We start from the raw sequence: 22,131 nt of genomic DNA on the forward strand, positions 1-22,131 counted from the left end.
GTGGCTGTGCCAAAGCGCCCGCCATTGCCCACCGGTTCGCAGCGGACCTTGTATCTGCTGGGCCTGCTGAGCGCGCTGAAGGCATTGACCTGGGTGGTGCTGGCGCAGGCAGTGGTGAGCGGAATAACCGCCCTGATCTCTTCCCACGACAGTCTCACGGGAGCGTTGCTGCTGGGCACCGCTGCAGCTCTGGCCCGGGCGGCCGCGGTTTGGGGCATCGCCGTCGTGGCGCGGCGGACAGCGGCAGGTGCCAAGGAAGACCTGCGGCTAAAACTCACTGCACGGATGGTTCAGGACGCCGGCAGCGGTGCCGGCGGACAGGGCTCCGGGACCGTGCTGGCCACGCGGGGGCTGGATGCTCTGGACAATTACTACACACAGTTTCTGCCCGCTCTGCTGGCCTGCGCCACGGTGCCGCTGCTGATCGGGGCCCGAGTGCTGTTGGCCGATTGGGTCAGTGCGGTGATCGTTGTCCTCACGGTTCCGCTGGTGCCCTTGTTCATGGTGCTGATCGGCATGCACACCCAGGAACAAGTCGAACGCGCCGCCGGCGCACTGTCCCGACTGTCCAATCACCTGGTGGAACTGGCGAAGGGGCTTCCGGTGCTGGTGGGACTGGGCCGGGCCAGGGCGCAGACCGAGGCGCTACGGAAGGTTGCCGACGACTACCGCCGCACCACCATGGGCACGCTGCGGGTGGCGTTCCTGTCCGCGCTGGCACTGGAACTGATCGCCACCCTCTCGGTCGCCGTCGTCGCCGTCTTCATTGGTTTGCGGCTGGTGCAGGGATCGATGGACCTGCAAACGGGCCTGTTGGTGCTGATTCTGGTGCCGGAATGCTACCTCCCGCTGCGCGAGCTGGGCACCGCGCACCACGCCAGTGAAGACGGACGCGAAGCGCTGGCACGGGCGGAGAAAATTCTGACCTCTCCGGCCGCCGCGCCGCTGGCCGGCCGCGTGATTGAGTCGGCGTGGCGGACGGAAAGGAACGACGGCGGCGCGCCGGCTGACTGTGCTGCTCAGGACCGGGCGCCGGAGGTCAGCGCAGCTGGGTTGCACGTCGGTTATCCGGACCGGAGTACTGAAGCGGTCTCAGCGCTGACCTTCACGGCACCGGCCGGGAAGATCACCGCCCTGTCAGGACCAAGCGGCTGCGGAAAGTCCACCGTGGTGCACGTGCTGGCCGGAATTGTAGCGCCGCTGGTCGATGAAGCAGCAGCAACATCCGTTACCTCGTCGGCAGTCCGGGTCAGCGGCAGCATCACCGGGATAGACCCCGATCGCCTCGCCTGGGTGCCGCAGCATCCCGCCACCGTTGCGCAGACGGCGCGCGCCGAGGTGGAACTCTATGGTGCGTCTGGAACTACACGGACTGGAACTACACGGACTGGAACTACACGGAACAGCGGAACCACGAGCAGCGGCGCGGAGCCCAGCGGAGCCGCGGATATGCTCCTGGCCCGGGTGGGTCTCACATATGCGGCGCTGCGGCACCCGGCGGAACTTAGCCCGGGGGAACTGCGTCGTCTTGCGCTGGCCCGGGCGCTGGCGCGCATTGATGCGGGCGCAACCGTACTCCTGCTCGATGAGCCCACGGCCCATCTGGACGCCCGCACGGCACGGCGCATCGAGCGGACCATACGCGACCTGCGTGGGAGCATCACCATCATTGTTGTCGCACACAATAAATCCACGCTCGCGCTCGCCGATCACGTGGTCCAGCTGGATGCCTGCGGCGTGCGGACGAACGTCGCTGCTGACGCTGACGACGCTGACGCTGACGACGCTGACGACGCTGACGCTGACGCCGCCGTCGCTGCTGACGTCGCTGCTGACACTGACGCCGCCGTTGACGTGACTGCGGCTGGCGCTGCGACCGGTCCGGACGCGGCAAGCGGAAGCCGTAGGGCAGGCACCGCACGACTGTTGAAACTGCTGGTCAGCGTGCTGGAACCATGGCGTCCGCGGTTCCTTCTCGCCGTCGTCGCCGGCGCGGTTGCGACGCTTGCCGCCCTTGCCTTGACCGCTCTCTCAGGCTGGCTGATCGTGCGCGCCAGCCAGCAGCCGGCCATTCTGTACCTGCTCGTCGCCATTGTCGGTGTCCGCTTCTTCGGGCTGCTCCGGGCGCTTTCGCGGTACTGTGAGCGACTCTGGCTGCACGATGCGGTCTTCGCTGCGCTGACCCGTCTGCGTGTGCGCGTTTGGGAATCCCTCGCATTGCGCGTGCTGTCCCGGCGGTCCTTGCTGCGCGGTGACGGCGCGGTGGATCACTTGATCGGGGATTTCGATGCCGTGCGTGATCTGGCGCCGCGGGTGGTGCTGCCCCCGGCCGCCGGTCTGCTGGCCGCGGCTGCCGTAGCGACGACGACGTCGCTGCTACTGCCTGCCGCCGTCGCGCTCCAACTCGTGGTGCTGGCCGGTACCCTGCTGCTGGCCCCGGCCATCGCCCTCTGGGCTGACAATCGGGCCGGCATTGCCGAACACCGGCACCGGTCCGCCGTCATCCGGATCGTAAGCGGCCTGCTCGGCGCGGCCGCGGATCTTCGTGTCAATCGCGCGGAAGGACCGCTGCTGGAGCGGCTGCGACTGGACGATCTCGAGGCGACGGCGGCGGTTCAGCGGGCGGCCCGCGCACAGGGAACAGCGCAGGGGCTGTTGGTTCTGCTCTCTGCCCTGGGCGCTTTCGGCATGCTCGCCGTTGGCGCGGGGCAGGTCGCGTCCGGGACGCTGCCGGTTGAGGCGCTGGCCGCGCTGGTGCTGCTGAATCTCTCCCTCGTGGACGCGTTCGCCCCGGTCAGTGCCGCAGTGCAGCTCTGGCCGGCGCTGCGAACCGTGCTGGCCCGTTTCAGCGATGATTTTGCACCCGGCTCCGAGCCTGTGGCTGCGCCGGTGCCCGCGCCCGCACGCCGGGAAAACGCCCACTCCGCGCTCTCCCTTCCCCACCCGTTGCCGGCGCAGCCCGTGGACTCCAGACAGGGCTCCGGGATGGCCGGCCTCACTCTCAAGGGCGTCACGGCCCGCTGGCCGGATTCTGCCGCATCAGTTTTCAGCGGACTGGACGCGACCGTCCGCCGCGGCGAATGGCTGACGGTGACGGGAGAGTCAGGGTCAGGGAAATCGACACTGTTGGCCGTGATGCTTGGCTTCCTGGCACCTGTGGCGGGAGACTTCACCTCGAGGGGCCGGATCGCGTGGTGTCCGCAGCAGGGACACCTTTTCGACTCTTCCCTCCGGGCGAATCTGCTGCTGGCCCGCGCACGGGATAACGCACCAACCGAGGCCGAGCTGGTCAAGGTGCTCGACGACGTCGGCCTCGGTCCGTTGCTGCGGGAGCTCCCACGCGGACTGGACACCCGGCTCGGCCCCGAGGGCAGCCGCTTGTCCGGCGGCCAGCGCCAGCGGGTCGCGGTCGCCCGGACGCTGCTCACCGGCGCCGACATCCTGCTGCTCGATGAACCCACGGCGCATTTGGACAACGAATCGGCAGCCTTGCTGATGGCCGACCTGCGCCGGGCGCTGCGGGACAAAGCGGTGGTGCTGGTTACCCATGACCCCGCGGCCGGAGATCCCGAGGACCTCAGGCTGGAACTCGATGGTCGGGAGAGAGGCGGTGATGGCATCGGGGCTGCCGTAGCGTCCGCCAAGGCCTGCAACGCTCTGGTAGGCGTCTGAAAAGCGTCAATCGCGGGCGCTCTGCCATGGATTTGGACGGATGCCGTGGACATTCCCAGGGCATCTGTCCAACGTGCCGGCATACTGGATGACTGCGTCCCGCTTATCCGGACGCGGCAGGACTTTGGCCGCAGGCAACCCTCCGCAATAGGCTGGCGGCATGAGCGAACTCTCCCATGTTGTTGCCCTGCCTGCTGCCACGAATCTGCACTTCCGTGCCATTACTGCGGCGGACATTGACCAATGGCTGGCGTTGGTTGAACGGATTACGGCGGCCGAGAAACCGCCGTGGCATGACCAGCGTGCGGACCTGGAACAGGTCTTTGCCGGCAGTAAGAATGATCCGACCGTCAATACGGTGATCGGTCTGGACGCCGACGGTGTTGCGCGGGCTTACGGCCGGGTAACCAAGAACGCCGGGGGCCCCAAGGCCTATGCCTTCGGCGGTGTGGACCCGCTGTGGCAGCGCCGCGGGATTGGCTCGGCCGTACTGCACTGGCAATTGGCCCAGGCAAAGCGGCGTTTTGCCGGGGATGGCCAGGCACCGGTGGTGGTGCGCGCTCATTCGCAGGAGGACAACGCGGCAGAACGCGCCCTCCTCTCCAGAACGGGATTTAGCCCCGTGCGGTATTTCACCGAGATGGTCCGGCCGTTGGCCGGTGATATTCCCCAGGTCACGGTGGATGCGGGGATTGAGATGCTTCCCTTCACGCCGGACCGGTCGGAGGAGGTACGGGCAGCACATAACGAGGCGTTTGCCGACCATTGGGGCTCTGAACCCCGCGATGAGGAGGCCTGGGGGTTCATGGTTAACCACCCGCTGGCACGTCCGGACTTCAGCGCCATTGCGGTGGATCGCGGAACGGGCGAGGTGGTGGGATACCAACTTGCCAGCTACGACCCGGACCCGCTTAACACGCAGGGACGGCAGGAGGGCTATACGGAGTTGCTGGGCATCCGCCGGGCCTGGCGCGGCCGCAGGATCGCTGCCGCGCTGCTGGCGGACGCGATGGAACGCTTCCGCTTGGCCGGGTTGGATTACGCGACGCTGGATGTGGATACGGAGAACCCCACCGGAGCCTTTGGTCTCTACGAGCGGATGGGGTTCCGGCCCACGAACCGCTCGGCAGCCTGGGACTGCGGGCTCCGCTGATCGGGAAGCAGCCAGAGCGGACTGGGCAGCCGCGGGCCGCTTAGCCGTCGACGTCGTGCAGGTGATGGACAATCTCGTGCAGAAAGTAGCCGGAGATAGTCCGGACGGTAAAGGACTTTCCGTCGCTGCGCCGTCCGGTCCGGGGCCACTGGTCCTGCGACACGGCGGCGAAGGAAGCGGAAATTTCCGCGCCGGCATCCCGCAGGCCGGCGCTGACAGCAGCCGGGTCCGAGCCGTTGTAGGCCCCGTCGATGCAGGCCTGGTCCTGATCCCAGTTGGCGAATTCCGGGTCGTCAGCAGCGAGCATCTGCTGCAGGCGCAGGTCGAAAAGGCTGCAGACGTCACGCACGTGGCAGGCATATTCCAGCGCGGACCAGGTGGCCTCGTTGGGGCGCTCGGCGGCGTCCTGGCGGCGCAGTACCATGTGCCAGCGTGGCAGCAGCTCCGGTAAGGCGCTGGCCGCCGTCGCCGGTGTGGTGCTGGCCGCGTCAAAGCCGCACTCGGGACAGGGACGGGCAAGCACCCAGGTCCAGTCCTTGGTCTCCGGAGCGATGATCATGGCACCAGTCTAGGCATACACACCGCGCTCCGGGGCGCGTTTGACGTCATACGCTGGAGGTTTGGCTGGGGCCGATCGCATCGATGGCCTGGGTCAGCACAATTCCGGATCCGTCGCGGCGCCCGTGCTCGGTGGGCAAGGACCGGGCGACGCCGGTTTCGGAGGCCGCCTTTGCGGGACCGTGCCCCGCCCAGGCCAGCAGCAGGCAGTCTTCGCCCCGGAGGAAGCGGTGCGCCCGGACCCCTCCGGTGGCACGGCCCTTGGCCGGGTACTCGGTGAATGCCGTTACCTTGGCGGAGCCCGGGACGGTGCCGGGGAGGGCGTCGGAGCTGCCGGCGATCGTGACGACGACGGCGGCCGGGTCAGGTGCGCCGCCGTCGTCGGTTTTGACGACGGTAAAGCTGAGCACCCGATCCCCAGCCAGGAGCTTAATGCCGGCCATCCCGCCGGCGGTGCGGCCCTGCGGGCGGACGCTGGAGCCGGGGAAGTGCAGCAGCTGCGCCTGCTCGGTGACGAAGACGAGCTCATCGTCCTCGCCCGCGGGCGCTGCACCGATCACCTTGTCCTTGGCTTTGAGTGCAATGACGTCCCAGTCATCGCGGTTGAGCGGATACTCCGGCGATACGCGTTTAATGACTCCCTGCTCGGTGCCAAGGGCAATGATCTCATTGAGCGGGGTGAAACCAACGAGCGTTTCCCCCTTCGTCAGCGTCAGGAATTCCTTGGCGGGAACGCCGCCGGCCATGTTGGGCATTGCGGTGGTGGGTGGAAGCGCCGGCATGTCCAGCACCTGCAGCCGCAGCATCCGTCCGGCAGAGGTAACCGCAGCGATTTCGGAGCGCGCGCTGGTGCGCAGCACGGAACGGAAGACGTCATGCTTGTTGCGCGGGCCGGTGTCGTTCAGGGGTTCCTGGTTGGCCGTCCGAGCAATCTGACCGGATGCGCTGAGGATCACCCAGCAGGGGTCATCGGCGATCTCCAGCGCCAGCGGAGCGGCTTTTCCCTTGCTCCCGGCACTGCCGCCGTCGCCCGCAGCCAGGGCTTTGGAACCTCCGGGGGCCACCGCTTCGGATTCGAGCAGTACCGTGCGCCGGGGGGTGGCGTATTTGTCCGCGACGTCGCCCAGCTCGCCGGAGACCAGGTCCCGCAGCCGCTGTTCGGAGGCCAAAATTGCCTCCAGCTCCGCGATTTCGCGCAGCAGCTCCTCCTGTTCCTTTTCCAGCTCAATGAGGGAGTATTTGGTCAGCTGGCGCAACCGGAGTTCCAGAATGTAGTTGGCCTGGATCTCGCTCAGATCGTAGATCGCCATCAGGCGCTCCCGGGCCGCGGAGACCTCATCGGAGGAGCGGATAACCGCGATTACCTCGTCAATGTCAACGATGGCGATCAGCAGACCCTCCACCAGGTGCAGCCGGTCCTTCTTCTTTCCCAGCCGGTAGGACGTTCGGCGCCGGACAACTTGCAGCCGGTGGGCCACATAGACCCGCAGCAGGTCCAACAGCCCCAGTGTCTGCGGCTGGCCGTCCACCAGAGTGACGTTATTGATGCCGAAGGAATCCTCCATCGGGGAGTAGCGGTAGAGCGCGGCGATCACTGCGTTGGGATTAAAGCCGTTCTTGATTTCAATCACCAGGCGCAGGCCGTGGTTGCGGTCGGTCAGGTCAATGACGTCGCTGATGCCCTGCAGTTTCTTGGCTGTGACGGCGTCCTTGATCTTTTCAATGACCTTTTCCGGTCCCACCAGATACGGCAGTTCAGTGACCACCAGCCCGGTACGGCGTGCGGAGAGCTGCTCGATCTCGACCTTGGCACGGGTTTTAAAGGATCCGCGCCCGGTGGCGTAGGCGTCGCGGATGCCGTCCAGACCCACGATCCGGCCGCCATTGGGCAGGTCCGGTCCGGGGACATAGCCCATTATGTCTGCCAGGCTTGCGTCCGGGTGCGCAATCAAATGCCGGGCGGCCGCAATGACCTCGCCCAAGTTGTGCGGGGCCATATTGGTGGCCATGCCGACGGCGATACCGCTGGCGCCGTTGACCAGCAGGTTTGGGAAGGCGGCAGGCAGCACCTCCGGCTGTGTCAGCTGGTTATCGTAGTTGGGAACGAAGTCGACGACGTCCTCATCCAAGTCGTCGGTCAGCGTCAGGGCCGCCGCGGCCAGCCGTGCCTCGGTGTAGCGCGGGGCGGCCGGTCCGTCGTCGAGCGAGCCAAAGTTTCCGTGCCCGTCAATCAAGGGCAGCCGCAGCGAAAAGTCCTGCGCCATGCGCACCATGGCGTCGTAGATAGCGGTGTCCCCGTGCGGGTGCAGCTTCCCCATCACCTCGCCTACCACCCTGGCGCTCTTAACATGGCCGCGGTCCGGACGCAGCCCCATCTCGCTCATCATGTACAGAATGCGGCGCTGCACCGGCTTCAGGCCGTCCCTCGCGTCGGGCAGGGCGCGGGAGTAGATAACCGAATAGGCGTATTCGAGAAATGACCCTTCCATTTCACTGGAAACATCAATGTCAATGATTTTTTCGACGAAGTCATCGGTGGGCGGTTGGCGCTTGGCCATGGGAAAACGGGTTCCTTACTGGTGAAGATACATGTACTAGGTACAGTGAGTCTATGGTGGAACAGCCCGAGAAAGCCGAATATCCGGAGCACTGGGAGGCCGATGTCGTGCTGCGCGACGGCGGGACGGCTCATCTGCGGCCCATGGCCGCCTCCGATGCAGATGCGGTGCAGACGTTCCACGTGGGGCAGTCACAGAACTCGATTTACCTGCGTTTTTTCACCTACAAGTCCCGGTTGAGCGAGAAAGAGCTGCGTCGCTTTACCGAACTCGATTACCGGAACCGGGTTGCGTTGGTGATCACTATCTCCGGCGAAATCATTGGGATCGGCCGTTATGACCGGCTGGACGATCCGGCGCAGGCCGAGGTCGCGTTCAACATCGCCGACCGCCATCAGGGCCGTGGTCTTGGTTCGATCCTGCTCGAACACCTGGCCGCCGCCGCCCGGGAGAACGGCATCCGCAAATTTACTGCGGAGATTCTGCCGGAGAACCGCAAAATGCTCGCGGTCTTTTCCGAGGCCGGATATGAAGTCCACCGGCACTTTGACGACGGCGTCATTTCCCTCGCCTTCGATATCGATCCGACGCAACGATCGCGGGCGGTGATGGAATCCAGGGAACACCGGGCAGAGGCCCGGAGCGTGGCCGGACTGCTGGCGCCGAACTCTGTGGCTGTGATCGGCGCGGGCAGGCAATGGGGGAGCCTGGGCAACCAGCTGCTGGAGCACATTGTGGAGGGCGGGTTCCCCGGTCCGGTCCACGCGGTCAATCCCGAGGCGCTGGAGCTCTCCGGCCTGATGTCCTACGCAAGTATCGGTGATATCCCCGGACCGGTGGATCTGGCCATTATTGCCGTCCCCTATGACGAGGTGCCTAAGGTCGTGGCCGAATGCGGCGCCGCGGGCGTGAAGGGAGCACTGGTGGCCACCGCAGGTTTCGCGGACGACGGCGCCCGCGGCCTGCTGCGGCAGCGTGACCTGGTGCGTCAGGCAAGGGCCAGCGGCATGCGTGTGATCGGACCTGCATCGCTCGGCTTGGCTAATACGCACCCCGATGTGTCCTTGAACGCCTCGATGGCACCTTCGCTGCCGCGCCGTGGTGGCCTGGGACTGTTCAGCCAATCTGCGGCGATCGGCGTGTTGCTGTACGCTGCATCCAGCCGGCGTCGCGTCGGACTCTCCAGCATGCTCTCGGCCGGCAATAGGGCCGACGTTTCCGGTAATGATCTAATGCAGTATTGGGAAGATGATGAGCAGACGCGGGCGTGCGGGCTCTATCTGGAATCCATCGGCAATCCCAGGAAATTTTCCCGGATCTGCCGCCGGCTGGCCCGCAGCAAACCGGTGATTGTGGCGAAATCGGAGGTAATGGGGCTGGTGCTGCCGCCCGGTCACGCCGTCCGCACCACCGCGGCCCCGCCAGGTGCGCTGGATGCAATGCTGCGCCAGGCCGGCGTCATCCGGGTTGAGACCATCGACGAGCTGCTGGATGTGGCGCAGATCGTGGATCACCAGCCGCTGCCCGCAGGTCCCGGTCTGGCCGTGTTCAGCAATTCCCTGGCCCTGGGCAAAGTTGTCGCGGATTCCGCCCAGGGGCACGGACTTGACGTCTGTTCCATCACCGCGGATCTACAGCTGGACAGCGGCCAGTCCGTGGCCCTTCCCACCCTGCGGCGGCGTCTGCTCGATGAGCTGCGCAGGGAGAGCGTGCACGCCGCCGTGGTGACGCTGCTGCCCGCCCGCGGATTGACCGTTGAAGCGATTGCCCAGGTGCTCTATGACTGCGGGCAGAAAGCGGGCAAGCCGGTAGTCGCAGCGTTTACCGGGATCTTGGACCCTTCGATTTACGTCGAGGGGCTGATCGATCCAGGACTGCCGTGCTACTCAAATCCGGCCAACGGCGTTCGCGCACTCGCCGCCGTCGTCCGTTATGCACAGTGGCGCCAGCGCGAACAGGTGGCGTTTGCGGAGCCGGAGCACATCGATTCCGACGCGGTCGCGGCGGCGTTGGAGGGGCTTCTGGACGGCGTCGTGGGGGACACACTGGTGACACTGGACCCGGCCACCGGCGCGGCGCTGCTGGCGCACTATGACATCCGGGTGCTGGAGTCCGCACCCTTTAAGACACCCGATGAGGCGGTGGCCGCGGCGCAGCGGCTGGGCTGGCCGGTGGCATTGAAGACGACCGATGCGATGCTGCGCCATCGGCTGGACTTGGGAGGGGTCCGGCTCAATATCGAAGACGCTGTCTCATTGCGGCTGAACATCGCACAGATGGCCAAGGTGCTTGCGCCATTTGGAAGATTCGCCATGGAAGTCCAGAGCATGTCAGCGGTGGGCCAGTCGTGCACGCTGCGGGCCATCGAGGACCCGCTGCTGGGCCCCGTCGTCTCGTTTGGACTGGCCGGCGACGCCGTTAATCTGTTGGGGGACTGGGCTCACCGAGTGCCCCCGCTGACCGGGATAGACGTGGCGGACCTGGTGCGTTCGCCGCAGGCGGCGCGCAAATTATTCGGCTATCAGGGCCTGCCCCCGGTGGACATTGCCGCGCTGGAGGATCTGGTGGCCAGGCTGGCTGTGCTGAAGGACGAGCACCCGGAGATTGCGCTGGTGGAATTCAATCCGGTGTTGGCAGGGCAGGACGGACTACAGATCCTTGCCGCCGACGTGCGGATCGGAAACCCTGCACAGCGGACCGACAGCGCCCGCCGTGCAATGATCTCCTGACCCTAGTTAGCATGCGGGCGGCTGATCTGTGAAAATGGAGCAATGAACTCGTTCGGAACCACTACGCCTCACGCTGCCCAGGGCCATGACCTGGAAGCTGCCCTGCAACGGGCCGGATTTTATCCACCGTTGGTCGCTGACGTGGTGGAGGATGCCCTTGACGGCCGGTCCTGCCTGGCGCATTTGGTTCACTTGGAAACCCATTTTGACCGGACCGAAGTTCATCGGCACATCACGGTGCTGGTGCTCACTGAGGACATGCTGGTCATCACCCATGTGGACGATCAGCAGCTCGACGACGAAGGCGAACAGATGGTGGCGCAGATATCCACCGAATCCGTTCCGGTGAGCCAAATCAAATCCGTGGTGCTCAGCTACCTGTATGCCCAGCCGCAAAATTACAAGCCATCCGATCCAGTACGGGAGCTGACGGTGTCCATTGCCTGGTCGGGCGGCCAGCGGATCGACATTGCCCCGGCCGGCTGCGCTGATCCGCAATGCGACGCCGATCACGGCTACACGGGCACCGTCGCCCAGGAAGACATCGCCCTGCGGATCAGCGCCGAGGCGGACGGGCTGCAGGCGGTGCAGGACGCCAAGTCCTTTGCCCGTTCCCTGCGGGCTGTCAATACCAGCAGCATCAGCACAGCTGCGGCCGCTGCACCCGCCGCCGCCACCGTCACGTCCGCAGTAGAGCCACACGCCGTCGAACGGGGCCGGTTTCCCTCCCTGGGGTCCAAGCTCAATCGCGGGCACGACCGGCGTTAGGGCGTGTCGTCGACCGGTGGGACGCCGCCTATGCAAGCTGCGTCCGCAGCACTGACGGCCGCAGCGGACGTTCCGGCGCAGGAACCGTGGCCAAAGGCACCCGGTTACGGGCGCAATACCATTGGCGAAGTCCTCAGCAGCAGTGCGGCCGCGCTGGGTGTGCCGGGCTTTACGAATCCGCTTCGGATTCCATCAGGCCGGCGGATCTGTGTAGTGCTGGTAGACGGTCTCGGCAAAGCGTTATTGGCCCAGCGGGCTGCGCATGCGCCCTTCTTACGCTCGGTGATGGGCGATCCTGACAGCAGGATGGCAACACTTAGCGCTTCCTTCCCGTCCACAACGGTGAGCTCGCTGACCAGTCTGGGGACCGGCGTCGCCCCCGGTCAGCACGGCATGGTCGGGTACGACGTGCTGGATCCGGCACAGGACAAGGTGGTGAACCTGCTGGGCGGTTGGGATCCCGGCGTGGATCCGCTTGCCTGGCAGCCTTTCCCCACCGTTTTTGAACGGCTCCGCGGCAACGTTCCGGTGGCGACGGTCAGCCTGCCAAAGTTTGCCGATTCACCGATGACCCGTGCGGCCTTGCGCGGCAGCGAATTCCATGCAGCCACTTCCCCGCACGCACGCACCGCGGCCGCCGCCGAGCTGATGGCGGCTAATGAAAACATGCTGCTGTACTTCTACTGGAGCGAGTTGGACAAAGCCGGCCACGGCCACGGCTCCCAGTCGGCCGCCTGGGAACACCAGCTGGAAGAGTTGGATGCGGCGATGAAGCGTCTTGCGTCGGCGCTTCCGCCGGATACGGTATTGCTGCTGACTGCGGATCACGGGATGCTGGATATCCCCGTGCAGGGGCGCATCGATTACTCTGCCGAGGACGAACTCGTCGCGGGTGTGCGCCATACCGCGGGGGAGCCGCGGATGGTGCATCTGTATCTCGAACCGGACGCCGGCGACCAGGTACGGGACCGGCTTGTTGACGCCTGGCTGCGGCGTTACGGCAAACAGGCCTGGGTGCTGACCCGTGAGCAGGCCGTCCGGGCGCGCTATTTCGGCACTGTCCGGCCCGAGGTGCTGGGCCGGATCGGCGATGTGCTGATCGCTGCCAGGGAGCCCATAGCGTTCTACGATCTGCGCCGGGTGCGCAGTTCAGCCATGGAAATGGTGGGCCAGCACGGGTCCCTCACGAAAGCCGAACGCGAGGTCCCGCTGCTGCGGATTCCGATGAGCACTGCCACCGGCAAGGGCAGCGGCAAGGGCCGGAGCCGGAGCCGGCGTGGCTGAACTGATCTTCTTCTCCGGCACGATGGACTGCGGGAAATCCACCCTGGCCCTGCAAATGGATCATAACTACCGTCAGCGTGGCCGCAGCGGGCTGCGCTTCAGCTGCAACGACCGCGCTGGACTCTCGGTGATTTCCAGCCGGTTGGGTCCCCGTAGCGATGCCATAGAGGTGGGCCCTGGGACAGACCTATGGGCCGAAATCGTCCGACGACGCACCCACGGGGAGAGCATCGACTATCTGATCTGCGACGAAGTGCAGTTCTACGCCGCCGCGCAGATTGAACAATTGGCGCGCGCAGTGGACGAGATGAACGTGGACGTCTTTGCCTTTGGCATAGCCACCGACTTCCAAACCAGGCTCTTTCCCGGCTCCCAACGGCTCATTGAGCTGGCCGACCGCGTCCAGTTGCTCCAGCTGGAGGCATTGTGCTGGTGCGGCCGGCGCGCCACGCATAACGCGCGCACTGTGGACGGTGTCATGGTGATTGAAGGTGCGCAGGTAGCGGTAGGGGACGTCGAAATGGGCCTGGGTGCCGACGTTACCGGAGGTGAAGTCGCAGCAGCCGCTACCGGTGTTGCTGCGGTAGGCTACGAAACGCTCTGTCGCCGCCACTACATGGGCAAGGTCACCGCACACAGTGCCAGTCTGGCCGGAGCGCGCGAGGCCCCGCTGCCGTTTGATGTTCCTAATCGACCTTAATTTTCCTTCCGACCACTCCCGCCATATACTTGACAACTGTCAACTACTAGCAGGAGTCCGATGTCACCCGCAGAACGCCCCGCACGACTAAAACCCGGCAAGCGCACCAAACGTACAGTGTCCGCCGATGGATCGATGAGTAGCCGGCAGGTCCTGGAGTCACTTTCCGGTCTTCTGCTCGGCATGTTTGTCTCCATTCTTGCCGGGACGGTGGTATCCACGTCGCTGCCCCTGATTATCTCGGACCTCAAGGGCGACCAGTCCGCGTACACCTGGGTTGTCACGGCGACCCTGCTGGCAACGACAGTCTCAACCCCTCTGTGGGGAAAATTCGCTGACCTGTTCAATCGCAAGCTGCTCATCCAGCTTGCCCTCGGTGTTTTTGTGCTGGGGTCCGCGCTTGCCGGTTTCTCACAGGACACCGGGACCCTCATCATTTTCCGGGTATTTCAGGGCCTCGGCGCCGGGGGCCTGGCGGCCCTGAGCCAGATCATCATGGCCGACATCATCAGCCCGCGTGACCGCGGGAAGTACGCCGGTCTTTTCGGCGGCGTGATGGCGATCGGAACTGTTGGTGGCCCCCTGCTGGGTGGACTTGTAACGGACGCCTTCGGCTGGCGCTGGAACTTCTTTATTGCCCTCCCCATCGCCATCGTTGCCATTATTCTGCTGCAGGTCACCCTCCACCTGCCCAAGCATCCGAAGCGGAAAGTCCATATTGATTACTTCGGTGCCGTGCTGATCGCCGGCGGTGTATCGCTGCTGATGATCTGGGTCTCCCTTGCGGGCAACCAGTTCGACTGGGTATCGCTGCCGTCGCTGATCATGGTCGTGGGTTCGGTTGTGCTCTTGGTTGGTGCGGTCATGGTGGAATTCAAGTCTCCTGAGCCGATTATTCCGCTCACCATGTTTAAGAACCGTACCTTCACGCTTTCCGTCATCGCCAGCATTTCCGTCGGCGTTTCGATGTTCGGCACCGCGGTGTTCCTGGCCCAGTACATGCAGCTGGCCCGCGGAGCCACTCCCACGCAGTCAGGCCTGCTGACCATTCCCATGATGGGCGGGCTGCTGATCTCCTCGACGGTGTTCGGCACCATGATCAGCCGCCGGGGCAAATGGAAAGCCATCATGGTCAGCGGAGGTGCGCTCACGGTGGTCGGCTCGGTCCTGCTCTCAACTCTTACCTATGAAACCGACCTTGTGCTCGTTGGTATTTACATGTTTATCCTCGGTGCCGGCCTGGGGATGCTCATGCAGAACCTCGTACTGGTCGTGCAGAATTCCATTGAGCTAAAAAACCTTGGCGTTGCCACCAGTGCGGTCACTTTCTTCCGTAGCCTCGGAGGCACAGTCGGTGTATCGGTGCTCGGTTCCGTCCTGGGAACGATCGTTGCCCAGCAGATCAAGGACGGCATCGTCGGCCTCAGCCCCGCCGATCAGGTCACCGCCGTGAAAGTTCTCGGCGGCGGAACGATCCCGCATGTCTCACAGCTTCCGGCCACCATCGCGAAGGTGGTGGAGAGCGCGTATGGCTCGGGAGTGGGCGCAGTTTTCCTCTACAGCGTCCCGCTGGCAATCGTCACGCTGATCGCCGTCATCTTTATCCCGAATACGAAGCTGGGGACGCAGAACGCCGTGCAGCTGAAGAACAGCGCTGCTGTGGCGACACCTGGCGCGGTGCAGACCGATGCAGCGTCCGCAGCACACAATCGTGAGCTCGAAGACATCGAGGAAACGCTGATTGAGGTTGCCGCGGCCTCTGTTGGCCTGGCCGATCCCACCGGTACGACCGAACTGATCGAGGCGAAGACGGGACGTCGATAGTGGCTATGACGCAGGACGAACGCGTCGCCGAAGCGATCCGCGGGCTCGAAGAGCAGATGGCAATTTTTGCCGGCACGGTCAGAGCAAACCTGCGGGACTCTGCGGCGGCCATCGACCCGGCCTTACATCCGTTCGGTCTAAAACTGCTGCAGCTCCTGCGGCGCGGTGGCCCCATTCATGCAGGAACGGCGGCGGAGCTGCTGTTTGTCGACAAAAGCGTCATCAGCCGGCAGGCACGGCAACTCGAAGACCTCGGTCTGACGGAAACCCTGGTCGATCCGAACGACGGCCGCGCGCGGTTTCTTGCGCTCACCCCCAAAGCTGTGGAGCGAATGGAAACAGTCAGCGCTGCGGGGAAAATGCTCATGCACCAGGTGCTGGGAACCTGGTCTGCAGGCGATTTGGAGCAATTCGCCGGATACCTGGCGCGATTGAGCGGCCCGAAGACCTAAGCGGTCCGATTGCAGGTGCACAATAAAGCAGAGGAGGCCCGCCCGGCCGGGCGGGCCTCCTCTGCTTTATTGTTGCGGGGACTTCATCGTTGCGGGGACGGCGGATTCCTAGTCGCCCTTCGTGCCGAAAACGATTTCGTCCCAGCTAGGAACGCTTGAGCGTTTGGGCTTGACGGCAGCTTTTCGGTCCGCGCGCTCAGCACGGTCCGTGGTCTCTGCCCGGTCAGGTATCTCCTGGGCAGGAGCCCCCTTGGGGGCGGCCGAAATGCGCACTTCCCTGGTCTGGGTGCTGACGTCATGGAGTTCAATGCTGTCCGGGGACGGCTCCGGGTGGCGCGGAGCCAGGCTAAGACCGGGGAAGAGGCGGGAGCGGCCTTCCGGCCCCCGCTGTGCGCCGGATTCGGAACTACCATCTTCGGCCTCGTTGGAATCAGTTCCGCGGGTGTTGGAATTATCGGCAGCGAGTCCGTCGCTGGTGGAATCACTTCCAGCGGAGTTTTCGGACGGAGGGGTCAACGACCGCGGATGCGCGGCCGGGATTCCGCTTGTCAACAGCGACGCAAGGGCGTCATCTTCGTCCTCGTCCACACCCAGACGCTGCCCGCGGCGGGACCGCAGCATATCCAGCAGGTTCTCCGCTGCGCTGGCCGGATCGGCACCGGCCGGTTCGTCGTCGTCGACCGATTCCGCGTCGATGGCAGGCTGAGCTTCAAAGTCGAAAGGCCTGTCCGCGACGGCGGTGAGCCGCCGGGCCGGAAGCGGGCCGTCGAGGGGCTCGAGTTCGCTGAGCTGCTGTGCCCAGCGGTTGCTGTTGTGAATGGTCCTGCGGCCGGGGCTGAAAACCCATTGCGCAGGAGCAGGCTCACCAATGCTGGCGATGGCGCCGGACGCAGCACCTTTGGAATTGGCTGCCTGGGGATGAGTGCCGGTTTTGGGAGCTGCGCTGTTTGGAGTCCTGTTGTTCAAATTGTCAAGCTTTGGGTCGTCGCTCTTCGGGTTCTCACTCTTGGAACTGTCACCCTTGGAACTGTCACTCTTGGAACTGTCACTCTTGGAACTGTCACTGTCAAAGTCGGCGGTGACCGTCCAGGTGCCGTCGGGACGGCGCCAAGCGTCCCACACGACACTGGCAGGATTGATGCCGAAAGCCGTGAGGCGGCAGGCCACCATTTCCTCCAGGCTCGCCGGGTTGTCGCCAAAAGCGGATCGATATCCATCGTGCGCCGGGACAGCCGCCGATACTTCGACGGCGCGGGCCTGCCGGGCAATATACTCGCGCTCAGCCAGCACCGGACCCTCATAACGACGGATGTGGGCCAGCTCCAGCCCCGAGGACTCGGCCACCGATTCGGCGGAGGCGCCGGCACGGATCTGCATCTGAATATCACGTGGGGACAACCGCGGCTTTTCCACGTCTGCCGCCCGGGCTGTCATCCGGCTGGCCTTGGCCGTCCTCGACGCAGCTACGCGAAGGGCTTCATCAATACGCAGCCGGTATATTTCCCCGCCGGTACCACTGAGGAGCAGGTGTTCGCCGTCATCATGGACACCCACCAACCGCAAATCCTGCATAAGCCCTCCAGCCTCTCACTACATCATTGAAAACCTTGCCACCGAAAGACGGTATTTCCTACTACCCGAGTGGGCGTGGCGCGAAGACATCCGGCCGACGGGGTCGGCATGGGTGGCATCTGAGGTGCGGATCCGGGGGAGCCGATCTATGAGGCGGACTGCGGGGGCCGCCCGGTCAGCACTGCGACGAGTTTCTCCGGCCGTCTCGTTGACGCGAGCCAGTAGGGCGTACGGTCTGTTTCGTCGGTGATGTCGATCTTTACCACCGGGCCGATCCAGCCGCGAATGCATAGATACGCGAGGCCGTTGAGCCTTGTGCCGCGTTGAGCTGTGGCGTCGTCGCCCCGGAAGCCCTCGACACTGCCCACAAAACGTCGCTCAATGTTGGCGCGACCGACTTGGACGGTGTCCTCGGTGACCTCGATCCGCGGCGTGGACGTCAGTAAAAGAATGGCTATGAGCAGGAAAATCCCTACGGCGGCCAGATATCCAGCCAGCATGCTGATGGGAGCCAGAATCAGAATTCCGGCCCCGGAAATGCCCACCACGACGATCCAGATCCACACATTCGGCCAAAGTTTTTCAGAATAGACAACGGCGGCGGAGGCCGGCGCAACGTTCATCGCGGAATCATGGGACATAGCCCTAGCTTTTCACCTTTCCCTGATGATTTCACCTTGATGCTCTGCTGGCGAAGGAAGCCCATCGGTGCAGCCGCTAGAGTGATCTGCTGTGAGCGAAGAAAATAGTGAGTTCAGATCCGCCCCAACGACGACCGGCCGGCTCGAAGTGCAGTTAAAAATGCTTGATGACGGCATCGAACCACCCCACTACGCCCACCCCGGCGATGCTGGCGCAGATCTACGCACGCGCCTGGACCTGATCATCGCCCCGGGGGAGCGCGTTCTCGTCCCCACGGGCGTGGCCATTGCACTGCCCGAAGGATACGTGGCACTGGTTCACCCCCGATCCGGGCTGGCTACCAAACATGGGCTGACGATTGTCAACGCCCCCGGTACAGTCGACGCCGGATACCGGGGAGAAATTGCCGTTACGCTGCTCAACACGGACACGGCCCAGAGCATTCACCTCTCCCGCGGCGATAGAATTGCACAAATGGTCATTCAGCGTGTGGAACATGCACTTTTTGTTCCCGTGGCCGAACTCCCGGACTCGTTCCGTGGAACCGGCGGTTTCGGTTCCACCGGTGGCTTCACCAGTGGCTGATATTCGATTCGTCCGCTGACGGATTTCGCCCACTGACCGCTGTGAAAATAAAGGAGATACCACACAATGGCTTTTGGAATAGGTAAGAAGAGGGCCAAGTCAGGCCTTGCTGCGGACGACGTCCAGGACACTTCTGTTCCGGAGGCCGAACCATCCGCCAGTGGCGCCGGGGAAAAGTCAGCGACTGACGCTGCGGCCGTCGAAGCCGGGAACGGCATCGAGGATCCCGCAGACGTTGCCTATGACCGCGCTACACACGGCCCCTTCGACGCCGAGGAGATCCCCACTCGAGACGGGTACCTCGACCTGGGCGCGCTGCTCATCACCCCGCATGACGGATTGCAGCTGCGGCTCGAAGTCGAAGAACGTTCCCAGCGGGTCATTGCCGTAACCCTTGACTTGGACGGGTCGAGCCTGCAGCTGCAGGCCTTCGCCGCGCCACGCTCGGAAGGCCTCTGGCCGGAAATCCGTGAGCAGATCGCTGTATCGGTGACTTCCCAAAGTGGAAGCATTGAAGAATTGGACGGCACGTTCGGCCCCGAGGTGCTGGCCAAGCTGCCGGCTGAAGCTGCTGACGGAAGCCGTGGTTACCGGATCGCCCGGTTCATCGGAGTCGACGGCCCGCGCTGGTTCCTGCGCGGAGTGCTCGGCGGGGATGCTGCGTTTGACCGCGAAGCGGCGGCGACGCTGGAGACGCTCTTTCGCGCCGTCGTCGTCGTCCGGGGAGACAGCCCCTTGCCACCACGGGACCTGCTGGTGCTTCGGCTGCCCAAGGACGCCGTAGCGGACGGCGCCGGACACGTGGCGGGGGATCAGCCGGTCCAGGGGCAAGGCGGCGAGCCATACCGGCGCGGTCCGGAGATCACCCAGATTGGCTGATCTCCATGTCTGAGCTGCAGCAGTTCTTCGCGACCGCGACCCCGATTTGCGCCCTACCAGCACGTGGGCGGGCACGGTGCAGCGGATTTGTCGACTCGGTCACTATTCTCCCTCCCGATATTCCGCCGTCATTTTCCGCCATCATTACGGACGTGGACAAGTACACGCAGCCAGCCCCCCGCAAAAGCGGGCAAAAAGTTCCGCCGAAACAGAACCACCGTATGCGCGTAGTCTGGCTCGGGCGACGGCGGGTACCCGGTATCGCGCCGGGAACACAGTTGCGCTTCGAGGGCATGGTGGCGCTGCGGGACGGCCTGCCCACAATGTTTAACCCGCGCTACGAGATCATCGGTAAACAGGAGATTTAGGTGACCATTCCCGACGACGGCTTACCGCACAAGCCTGCCGGACCGCACGACAGTCAAGCGCCCCCGGCCCTGTCGTCCGGTCAACGGCCACCCGACACCGGAGTGGCGGACGCGCACGTCCCCGATGCCTCGACCTTTGCATCCGTAGCACAGGAGATGGCAGCAAAATCCGGCCTGACGCGCAATGATAACGGCCAAATCGACCTGCTCAAAGCAGCCGGAGGCTGGCGCGGCATCTCCGAAAGCGTGTTGCCGGGTCTGTTATTTGTGGTGGTCTTCACCATCACTCGCGAGCTGAACGTCTCGCTGGTTCTTTCGCTGGTCGTTGCTCTGGTCTTCACAGGCGCACGGTTGCTGAAAAAAGAGCCGCTATCCCAGGCGATTGCGGGACTGATAGGCGTTGGAATCTCGGCGCTGATCAGCCGCAGCACCGGTCAGGCCAAAGACTATTATCTCGCGGGATTCTTCACCAACGCCGGCTATATGGCAGCCATGGTCATTTCAATCTTGGTTAAGTGGCCCATTATGGGCGTGGTATTCGGTTACGTACGCAACGAGGGGCTGCGCTGGCGTCAGGATTCCCGCCGGGTTCGTGCCTACCGCGTCGCCACCTGGATGTTGGTCGCAGTGATGGGGCTCCGCCTAGTGGTGCAAATTCCGTTGTACGTAACAGACCAGGTGGCGGCGCTGGGCTCGACACGGCTGATCATGGGACTGCCGCTTTACGCGCTCGGGCTTTGGCTCGCATGGCTTTTGAGCCGCCCAGTCCCGGCTGTCCCGGCTAAGGATTTGGCTGCTGACCCTGCTTCCCCGGGGACAGCAGAGCCCTAAGCTCGTCCTCGGCGGCAATGGTGGTCAGGAAAAACAGCTCATCGCCGCTGTCGATGACGTCGTCGAGACTCGGCGTTATCGGTGCCTCGTCACGGAGTATTGCGACGAGAGTTGAGTCGGACGGCCACTGAATCGACCCCACCGTACTGCCGATCACCGCAGCTACTTCGGGCACAGTGAATTCGACTAGCGCGGAGACTCCCGCCTGCAGCGTCAGCAACCGCACTAAATCACCGATTTCCACTGCTTCTTCCACCAAAGCGGTCATTAGACGGGGCGTGTTCACGGCGACGTCCACGCCCCAGGAATCATCGAACATCCAGTCATTCTTGGGATTATTAACCCGGCCCACGGTGCGGCCAACACCGAACTCCGTTTTGGCCAGCAGCGACACCACAAGGTTGACCTTGTCATCCCCGCTGGCGGAAACGACCACATCGGCCTCTTCAAGCTTGGCTTCCTTAAGCGTGCTGATTTCGCAGGCATCACCGACCAGCCAGCGCGCGCCGCGCAGACCGCTGCGGCCAACAACTTCTGGCTTCGGGTCAATGAGCAGAATCTCATGCCCGTGGGAGAGAAGTTCGCGGGCAATCGAGGAACCGACACTGCCGGCCCCTACAATAACTACTTTCACTCGGACTCCTTAGCTGGGGCGGTGGCAAGAACACGATTGATCTCGGGCTGATTTGCCACCGGCAACATCACGTGCACGGTATCCCCTTGCTGGTAGCTGGTGTCTACACTGGGCAGCATGCCTTCCCCGAACCGGGTCAGGTAGGCCACTTTGCAGCGGGAAGCCTTTTCGATATCCAGGACATGCCGCCCGATCCAGCCAGCATGAAGGTTCACTTCAGTTAGGATCAGCCGGCCGGAGGGCTCCCGGAAGTCGCCGCTGATGGTAGCCTCCGGCAAAATCCGTCGGAGCACCTGGTCAGCGCTCCAGCGCACTGCGGCGACTGTCGGTATCCCCAGGCGCTGGTAGATTTCGGCGCGGCCCGGATCGTAGATACGGGCTACTACGTGCTCCACATGGAATGTCTCACGGGCCACGCGGGTGGCGAGAACATTAGAGTTATCCCCGCTGGAAACGGCGGCAAAGGCGTAGGCACTTTCGATGTCCGCCTGCTTGAGGGTATCCCTGTCAAAGCCGACACCGGTGACGGTACGGCCGGCAAATCCGGTTCGGAGCCGACGGAAGGCGCGGTCATCCTGGTCAATAACAGCCACTGAGTGTCCAGCGTCCTCCAGGGTATGCGCTAGCGTGGCGCCTACGCGGCCACAGCCCATGATCACAAAATGCGCCATTGGCCCTCCTCAAGGGGTTTATCCGCAGCCGTCACAGCGCTACGAATGGTGAACTCGTCCGTGGATATTATCCGTTGCTGCAGAGACAGTCACCAACTCGCATAGTCCCCAGCAGCTCAGGGTTTGCTGGTTTAGGGGCCGGTGATGATGGTGCGGGCGAAGTTTTGGGCGTCTTTGAGGTTGTCGTGGTAGGTGTTGCGGATCCAGGGGTTCCCGGCGTAGCGGGCTGTCGTCTCTTCGCCCAAGGCGGT

The 22,131-nt window shown here is 64.0% G+C and carries 18 protein-coding genes; 12 read left to right on the forward strand and 6 right to left on the reverse strand.

Annotation, left to right across the window (positions count from 1 at the left end):
- Together cydD and IV500_RS19980 are read left to right on the forward strand one after the other, a co-directional pair.
- On the forward strand, positions 1 to 3,672 hold the full coding sequence (cydD, locus tag IV500_RS19975; RefSeq protein WP_312876006.1) for a thiol reductant ABC exporter subunit CydD: 3,672 nt from the start codon (positions 1 to 3) through the stop codon (positions 3,670 to 3,672).
- A gap of 160 nt (positions 3,673 to 3,832) precedes the next feature.
- Positions 3,833 to 4,825, forward strand: a complete 993-nt coding sequence (locus tag IV500_RS19980) for a GNAT family N-acetyltransferase (protein WP_196398574.1) — start codon at positions 3,833 to 3,835, stop codon at positions 4,823 to 4,825.
- 40 nt (positions 4,826 to 4,865) lie between these two features.
- On the opposite strand, the gene IV500_RS19985 is transcribed toward IV500_RS19980, so the two are convergent.
- Together IV500_RS19985 and IV500_RS19990 are read right to left on the reverse strand one after the other, a co-directional pair.
- A complete protein-coding gene (locus tag IV500_RS19985) occupies positions 4,866 to 5,384 on the reverse strand; it encodes a DinB family protein (protein ID WP_196398575.1) in 519 nt (172 codons plus the stop codon).
- Between the two features lie 46 nt (positions 5,385 to 5,430).
- The gene (locus IV500_RS19990; RefSeq protein WP_196398576.1) at positions 5,431 to 7,941 is read right to left on the reverse strand and encodes a DNA gyrase/topoisomerase IV subunit A; all 2,511 of its coding nucleotides are present in this window, start codon (positions 7,939 to 7,941) and stop codon (positions 5,431 to 5,433) included.
- 53 nt (positions 7,942 to 7,994) lie between these two features.
- Here IV500_RS19990 and IV500_RS19995 point away from each other — a divergent pair, with 53 nt between their 5' ends.
- The 6 genes from IV500_RS19995 (at position 7,995) to IV500_RS20020 (ending at position 15,698) form a co-directional block, all read left to right on the forward strand.
- Positions 7,995 to 10,670 carry a bifunctional acetate--CoA ligase family protein/GNAT family N-acetyltransferase gene (locus IV500_RS19995; RefSeq protein ID WP_196398577.1) on the forward strand — a complete coding sequence of 892 codons (2,676 nt, stop codon included), beginning with the start codon at positions 7,995 to 7,997 and terminating at the stop codon, positions 10,668 to 10,670.
- Between the two features lie 42 nt (positions 10,671 to 10,712).
- Positions 10,713 to 11,438, forward strand: coding sequence for a DUF5998 family protein (locus IV500_RS20000; RefSeq protein ID WP_196398578.1), 726 nt, complete (start codon positions 10,713 to 10,715; stop codon positions 11,436 to 11,438).
- Between the two features lie 30 nt (positions 11,439 to 11,468).
- On the forward strand, positions 11,469 to 12,722 hold the full coding sequence (locus tag IV500_RS20005) for an alkaline phosphatase family protein (protein ID WP_196398579.1): 1,254 nt from the start codon (positions 11,469 to 11,471) through the stop codon (positions 12,720 to 12,722).
- Entirely contained in the window at positions 12,715 to 13,422 is a 708-nt protein-coding gene (locus tag IV500_RS20010) for a thymidine kinase (protein WP_196398580.1), read from the forward strand. Before IV500_RS20005 ends, IV500_RS20010 begins: the two co-directional genes overlap by 8 nt.
- 135 nt (positions 13,423 to 13,557) lie before the next feature.
- Entirely contained in the window at positions 13,558 to 15,246 is a 1,689-nt protein-coding gene (locus IV500_RS20015) for an MDR family MFS transporter (protein WP_230855249.1), read from the forward strand.
- A 5-nt stretch (positions 15,247 to 15,251) separates the two neighbouring features.
- Entirely contained in the window at positions 15,252 to 15,698 is a 447-nt protein-coding gene (locus IV500_RS20020; protein WP_196398582.1) for a MarR family winged helix-turn-helix transcriptional regulator, read from the forward strand.
- A gap of 108 nt (positions 15,699 to 15,806) precedes the next feature.
- Here the strand turns inward: IV500_RS20020 and sepH are convergent, their stop codons facing one another.
- Together sepH and IV500_RS20030 are read right to left on the reverse strand one after the other, a co-directional pair.
- Positions 15,807 to 17,270 carry a septation protein SepH gene (gene sepH, locus IV500_RS20025; protein WP_196398583.1) on the reverse strand — a complete coding sequence of 488 codons (1,464 nt, stop codon included), beginning with the start codon at positions 17,268 to 17,270 and terminating at the stop codon, positions 15,807 to 15,809.
- Positions 17,271 to 17,416: 146 nt separating this feature from the next.
- A complete protein-coding gene (locus IV500_RS20030; protein WP_230855250.1) occupies positions 17,417 to 17,911 on the reverse strand; it encodes a DUF3093 domain-containing protein in 495 nt (164 codons plus the stop codon).
- A gap of 91 nt (positions 17,912 to 18,002) precedes the next feature.
- Here IV500_RS20030 and dut point away from each other — a divergent pair, with 91 nt between their 5' ends.
- The 4 genes from dut to IV500_RS20050 all read left to right on the forward strand — a co-directional run bounded on the left by dut (position 18,003) and on the right by IV500_RS20050 (position 20,575).
- Entirely contained in the window at positions 18,003 to 18,497 is a 495-nt protein-coding gene (dut, locus tag IV500_RS20035; RefSeq protein WP_196398584.1) for a dUTP diphosphatase, read from the forward strand.
- A 66-nt stretch (positions 18,498 to 18,563) separates the two neighbouring features.
- Positions 18,564 to 19,376 carry a DUF3710 domain-containing protein gene (locus IV500_RS20040; protein WP_196398585.1) on the forward strand — a complete coding sequence of 271 codons (813 nt, stop codon included), beginning with the start codon at positions 18,564 to 18,566 and terminating at the stop codon, positions 19,374 to 19,376.
- A 5-nt stretch (positions 19,377 to 19,381) separates the two neighbouring features.
- On the forward strand, positions 19,382 to 19,744 hold the full coding sequence (locus tag IV500_RS20045; RefSeq protein ID WP_196398586.1) for a single stranded DNA-binding domain-containing protein: 363 nt from the start codon (positions 19,382 to 19,384) through the stop codon (positions 19,742 to 19,744).
- Positions 19,745 to 20,575 (forward strand): DUF3159 domain-containing protein, encoded by an 831-nt coding sequence (locus tag IV500_RS20050; protein ID WP_312876007.1) that lies wholly within the window; start codon positions 19,745 to 19,747, stop codon positions 20,573 to 20,575. It begins immediately after the preceding gene.
- Here IV500_RS20050 and IV500_RS20055 read toward each other — a convergent pair.
- Entirely contained in the window at positions 20,526 to 21,209 is a 684-nt protein-coding gene (locus IV500_RS20055; protein WP_196398587.1) for a potassium channel family protein, read from the reverse strand. The two genes, IV500_RS20050 and IV500_RS20055, sit on opposite strands and share 50 nt — an antisense overlap.
- A complete protein-coding gene (locus tag IV500_RS20060; RefSeq protein ID WP_196398588.1) occupies positions 21,206 to 21,880 on the reverse strand; it encodes a potassium channel family protein in 675 nt (224 codons plus the stop codon). The genes IV500_RS20055 and IV500_RS20060 overlap by 4 nt, the downstream gene beginning before the upstream one ends.
- Positions 21,881 to 22,131: the final 251 nt, after the last annotated feature.

The organism is Arthrobacter terrae, assembly GCF_015708085.1.
Taxonomy (GTDB): Bacteria; Actinomycetota; Actinomycetes; order Actinomycetales; family Micrococcaceae; genus Arthrobacter_M; species Arthrobacter_M terrae.

Bases quoted from the DNA above. Each gene is read 5' to 3' on its own strand.
- IV500_RS19980 (WP_196398574.1), top strand. From the start codon at position 3,833: ATGAGCGAACTCTCCCATGTTGTTGCCCTGCCTGCTGCCACGAATCTG.
- IV500_RS19985 (WP_196398575.1), bottom strand. From the start codon at position 5,384: ATGATCATCGCTCCGGAGACCAAGGACTGGACCTGGGTGCTTGCCCGT.
- IV500_RS19990 (WP_196398576.1), bottom strand. From the start codon at position 7,941: ATGGCCAAGCGCCAACCGCCCACCGATGACTTCGTCGAAAAAATCATT.
- IV500_RS19995 (WP_196398577.1), top strand. From the start codon at position 7,995: ATGGTGGAACAGCCCGAGAAAGCCGAATATCCGGAGCACTGGGAGGCC.
- IV500_RS20000 (WP_196398578.1), top strand. From the start codon at position 10,713: ATGAACTCGTTCGGAACCACTACGCCTCACGCTGCCCAGGGCCATGAC.
- IV500_RS20005 (WP_196398579.1), top strand. From the start codon at position 11,469: ATGCAAGCTGCGTCCGCAGCACTGACGGCCGCAGCGGACGTTCCGGCG.
- IV500_RS20015 (WP_230855249.1), top strand. From the start codon at position 13,558: ATGAGTAGCCGGCAGGTCCTGGAGTCACTTTCCGGTCTTCTGCTCGGC.
- IV500_RS20020 (WP_196398582.1), top strand. From the start codon at position 15,252: ATGACGCAGGACGAACGCGTCGCCGAAGCGATCCGCGGGCTCGAAGAG.
- sepH (WP_196398583.1), bottom strand. From the start codon at position 17,270: ATGCAGGATTTGCGGTTGGTGGGTGTCCATGATGACGGCGAACACCTG.
- IV500_RS20030 (WP_230855250.1), bottom strand. From the start codon at position 17,911: ATGTCCCATGATTCCGCGATGAACGTTGCGCCGGCCTCCGCCGCCGTT.
- IV500_RS20040 (WP_196398585.1), top strand. From the start codon at position 18,564: ATGGCTTTTGGAATAGGTAAGAAGAGGGCCAAGTCAGGCCTTGCTGCG.
- IV500_RS20045 (WP_196398586.1), top strand. From the start codon at position 19,382: ATGTCTGAGCTGCAGCAGTTCTTCGCGACCGCGACCCCGATTTGCGCC.
- IV500_RS20060 (WP_196398588.1), bottom strand. From the start codon at position 21,880: ATGGCGCATTTTGTGATCATGGGCTGTGGCCGCGTAGGCGCCACGCTA.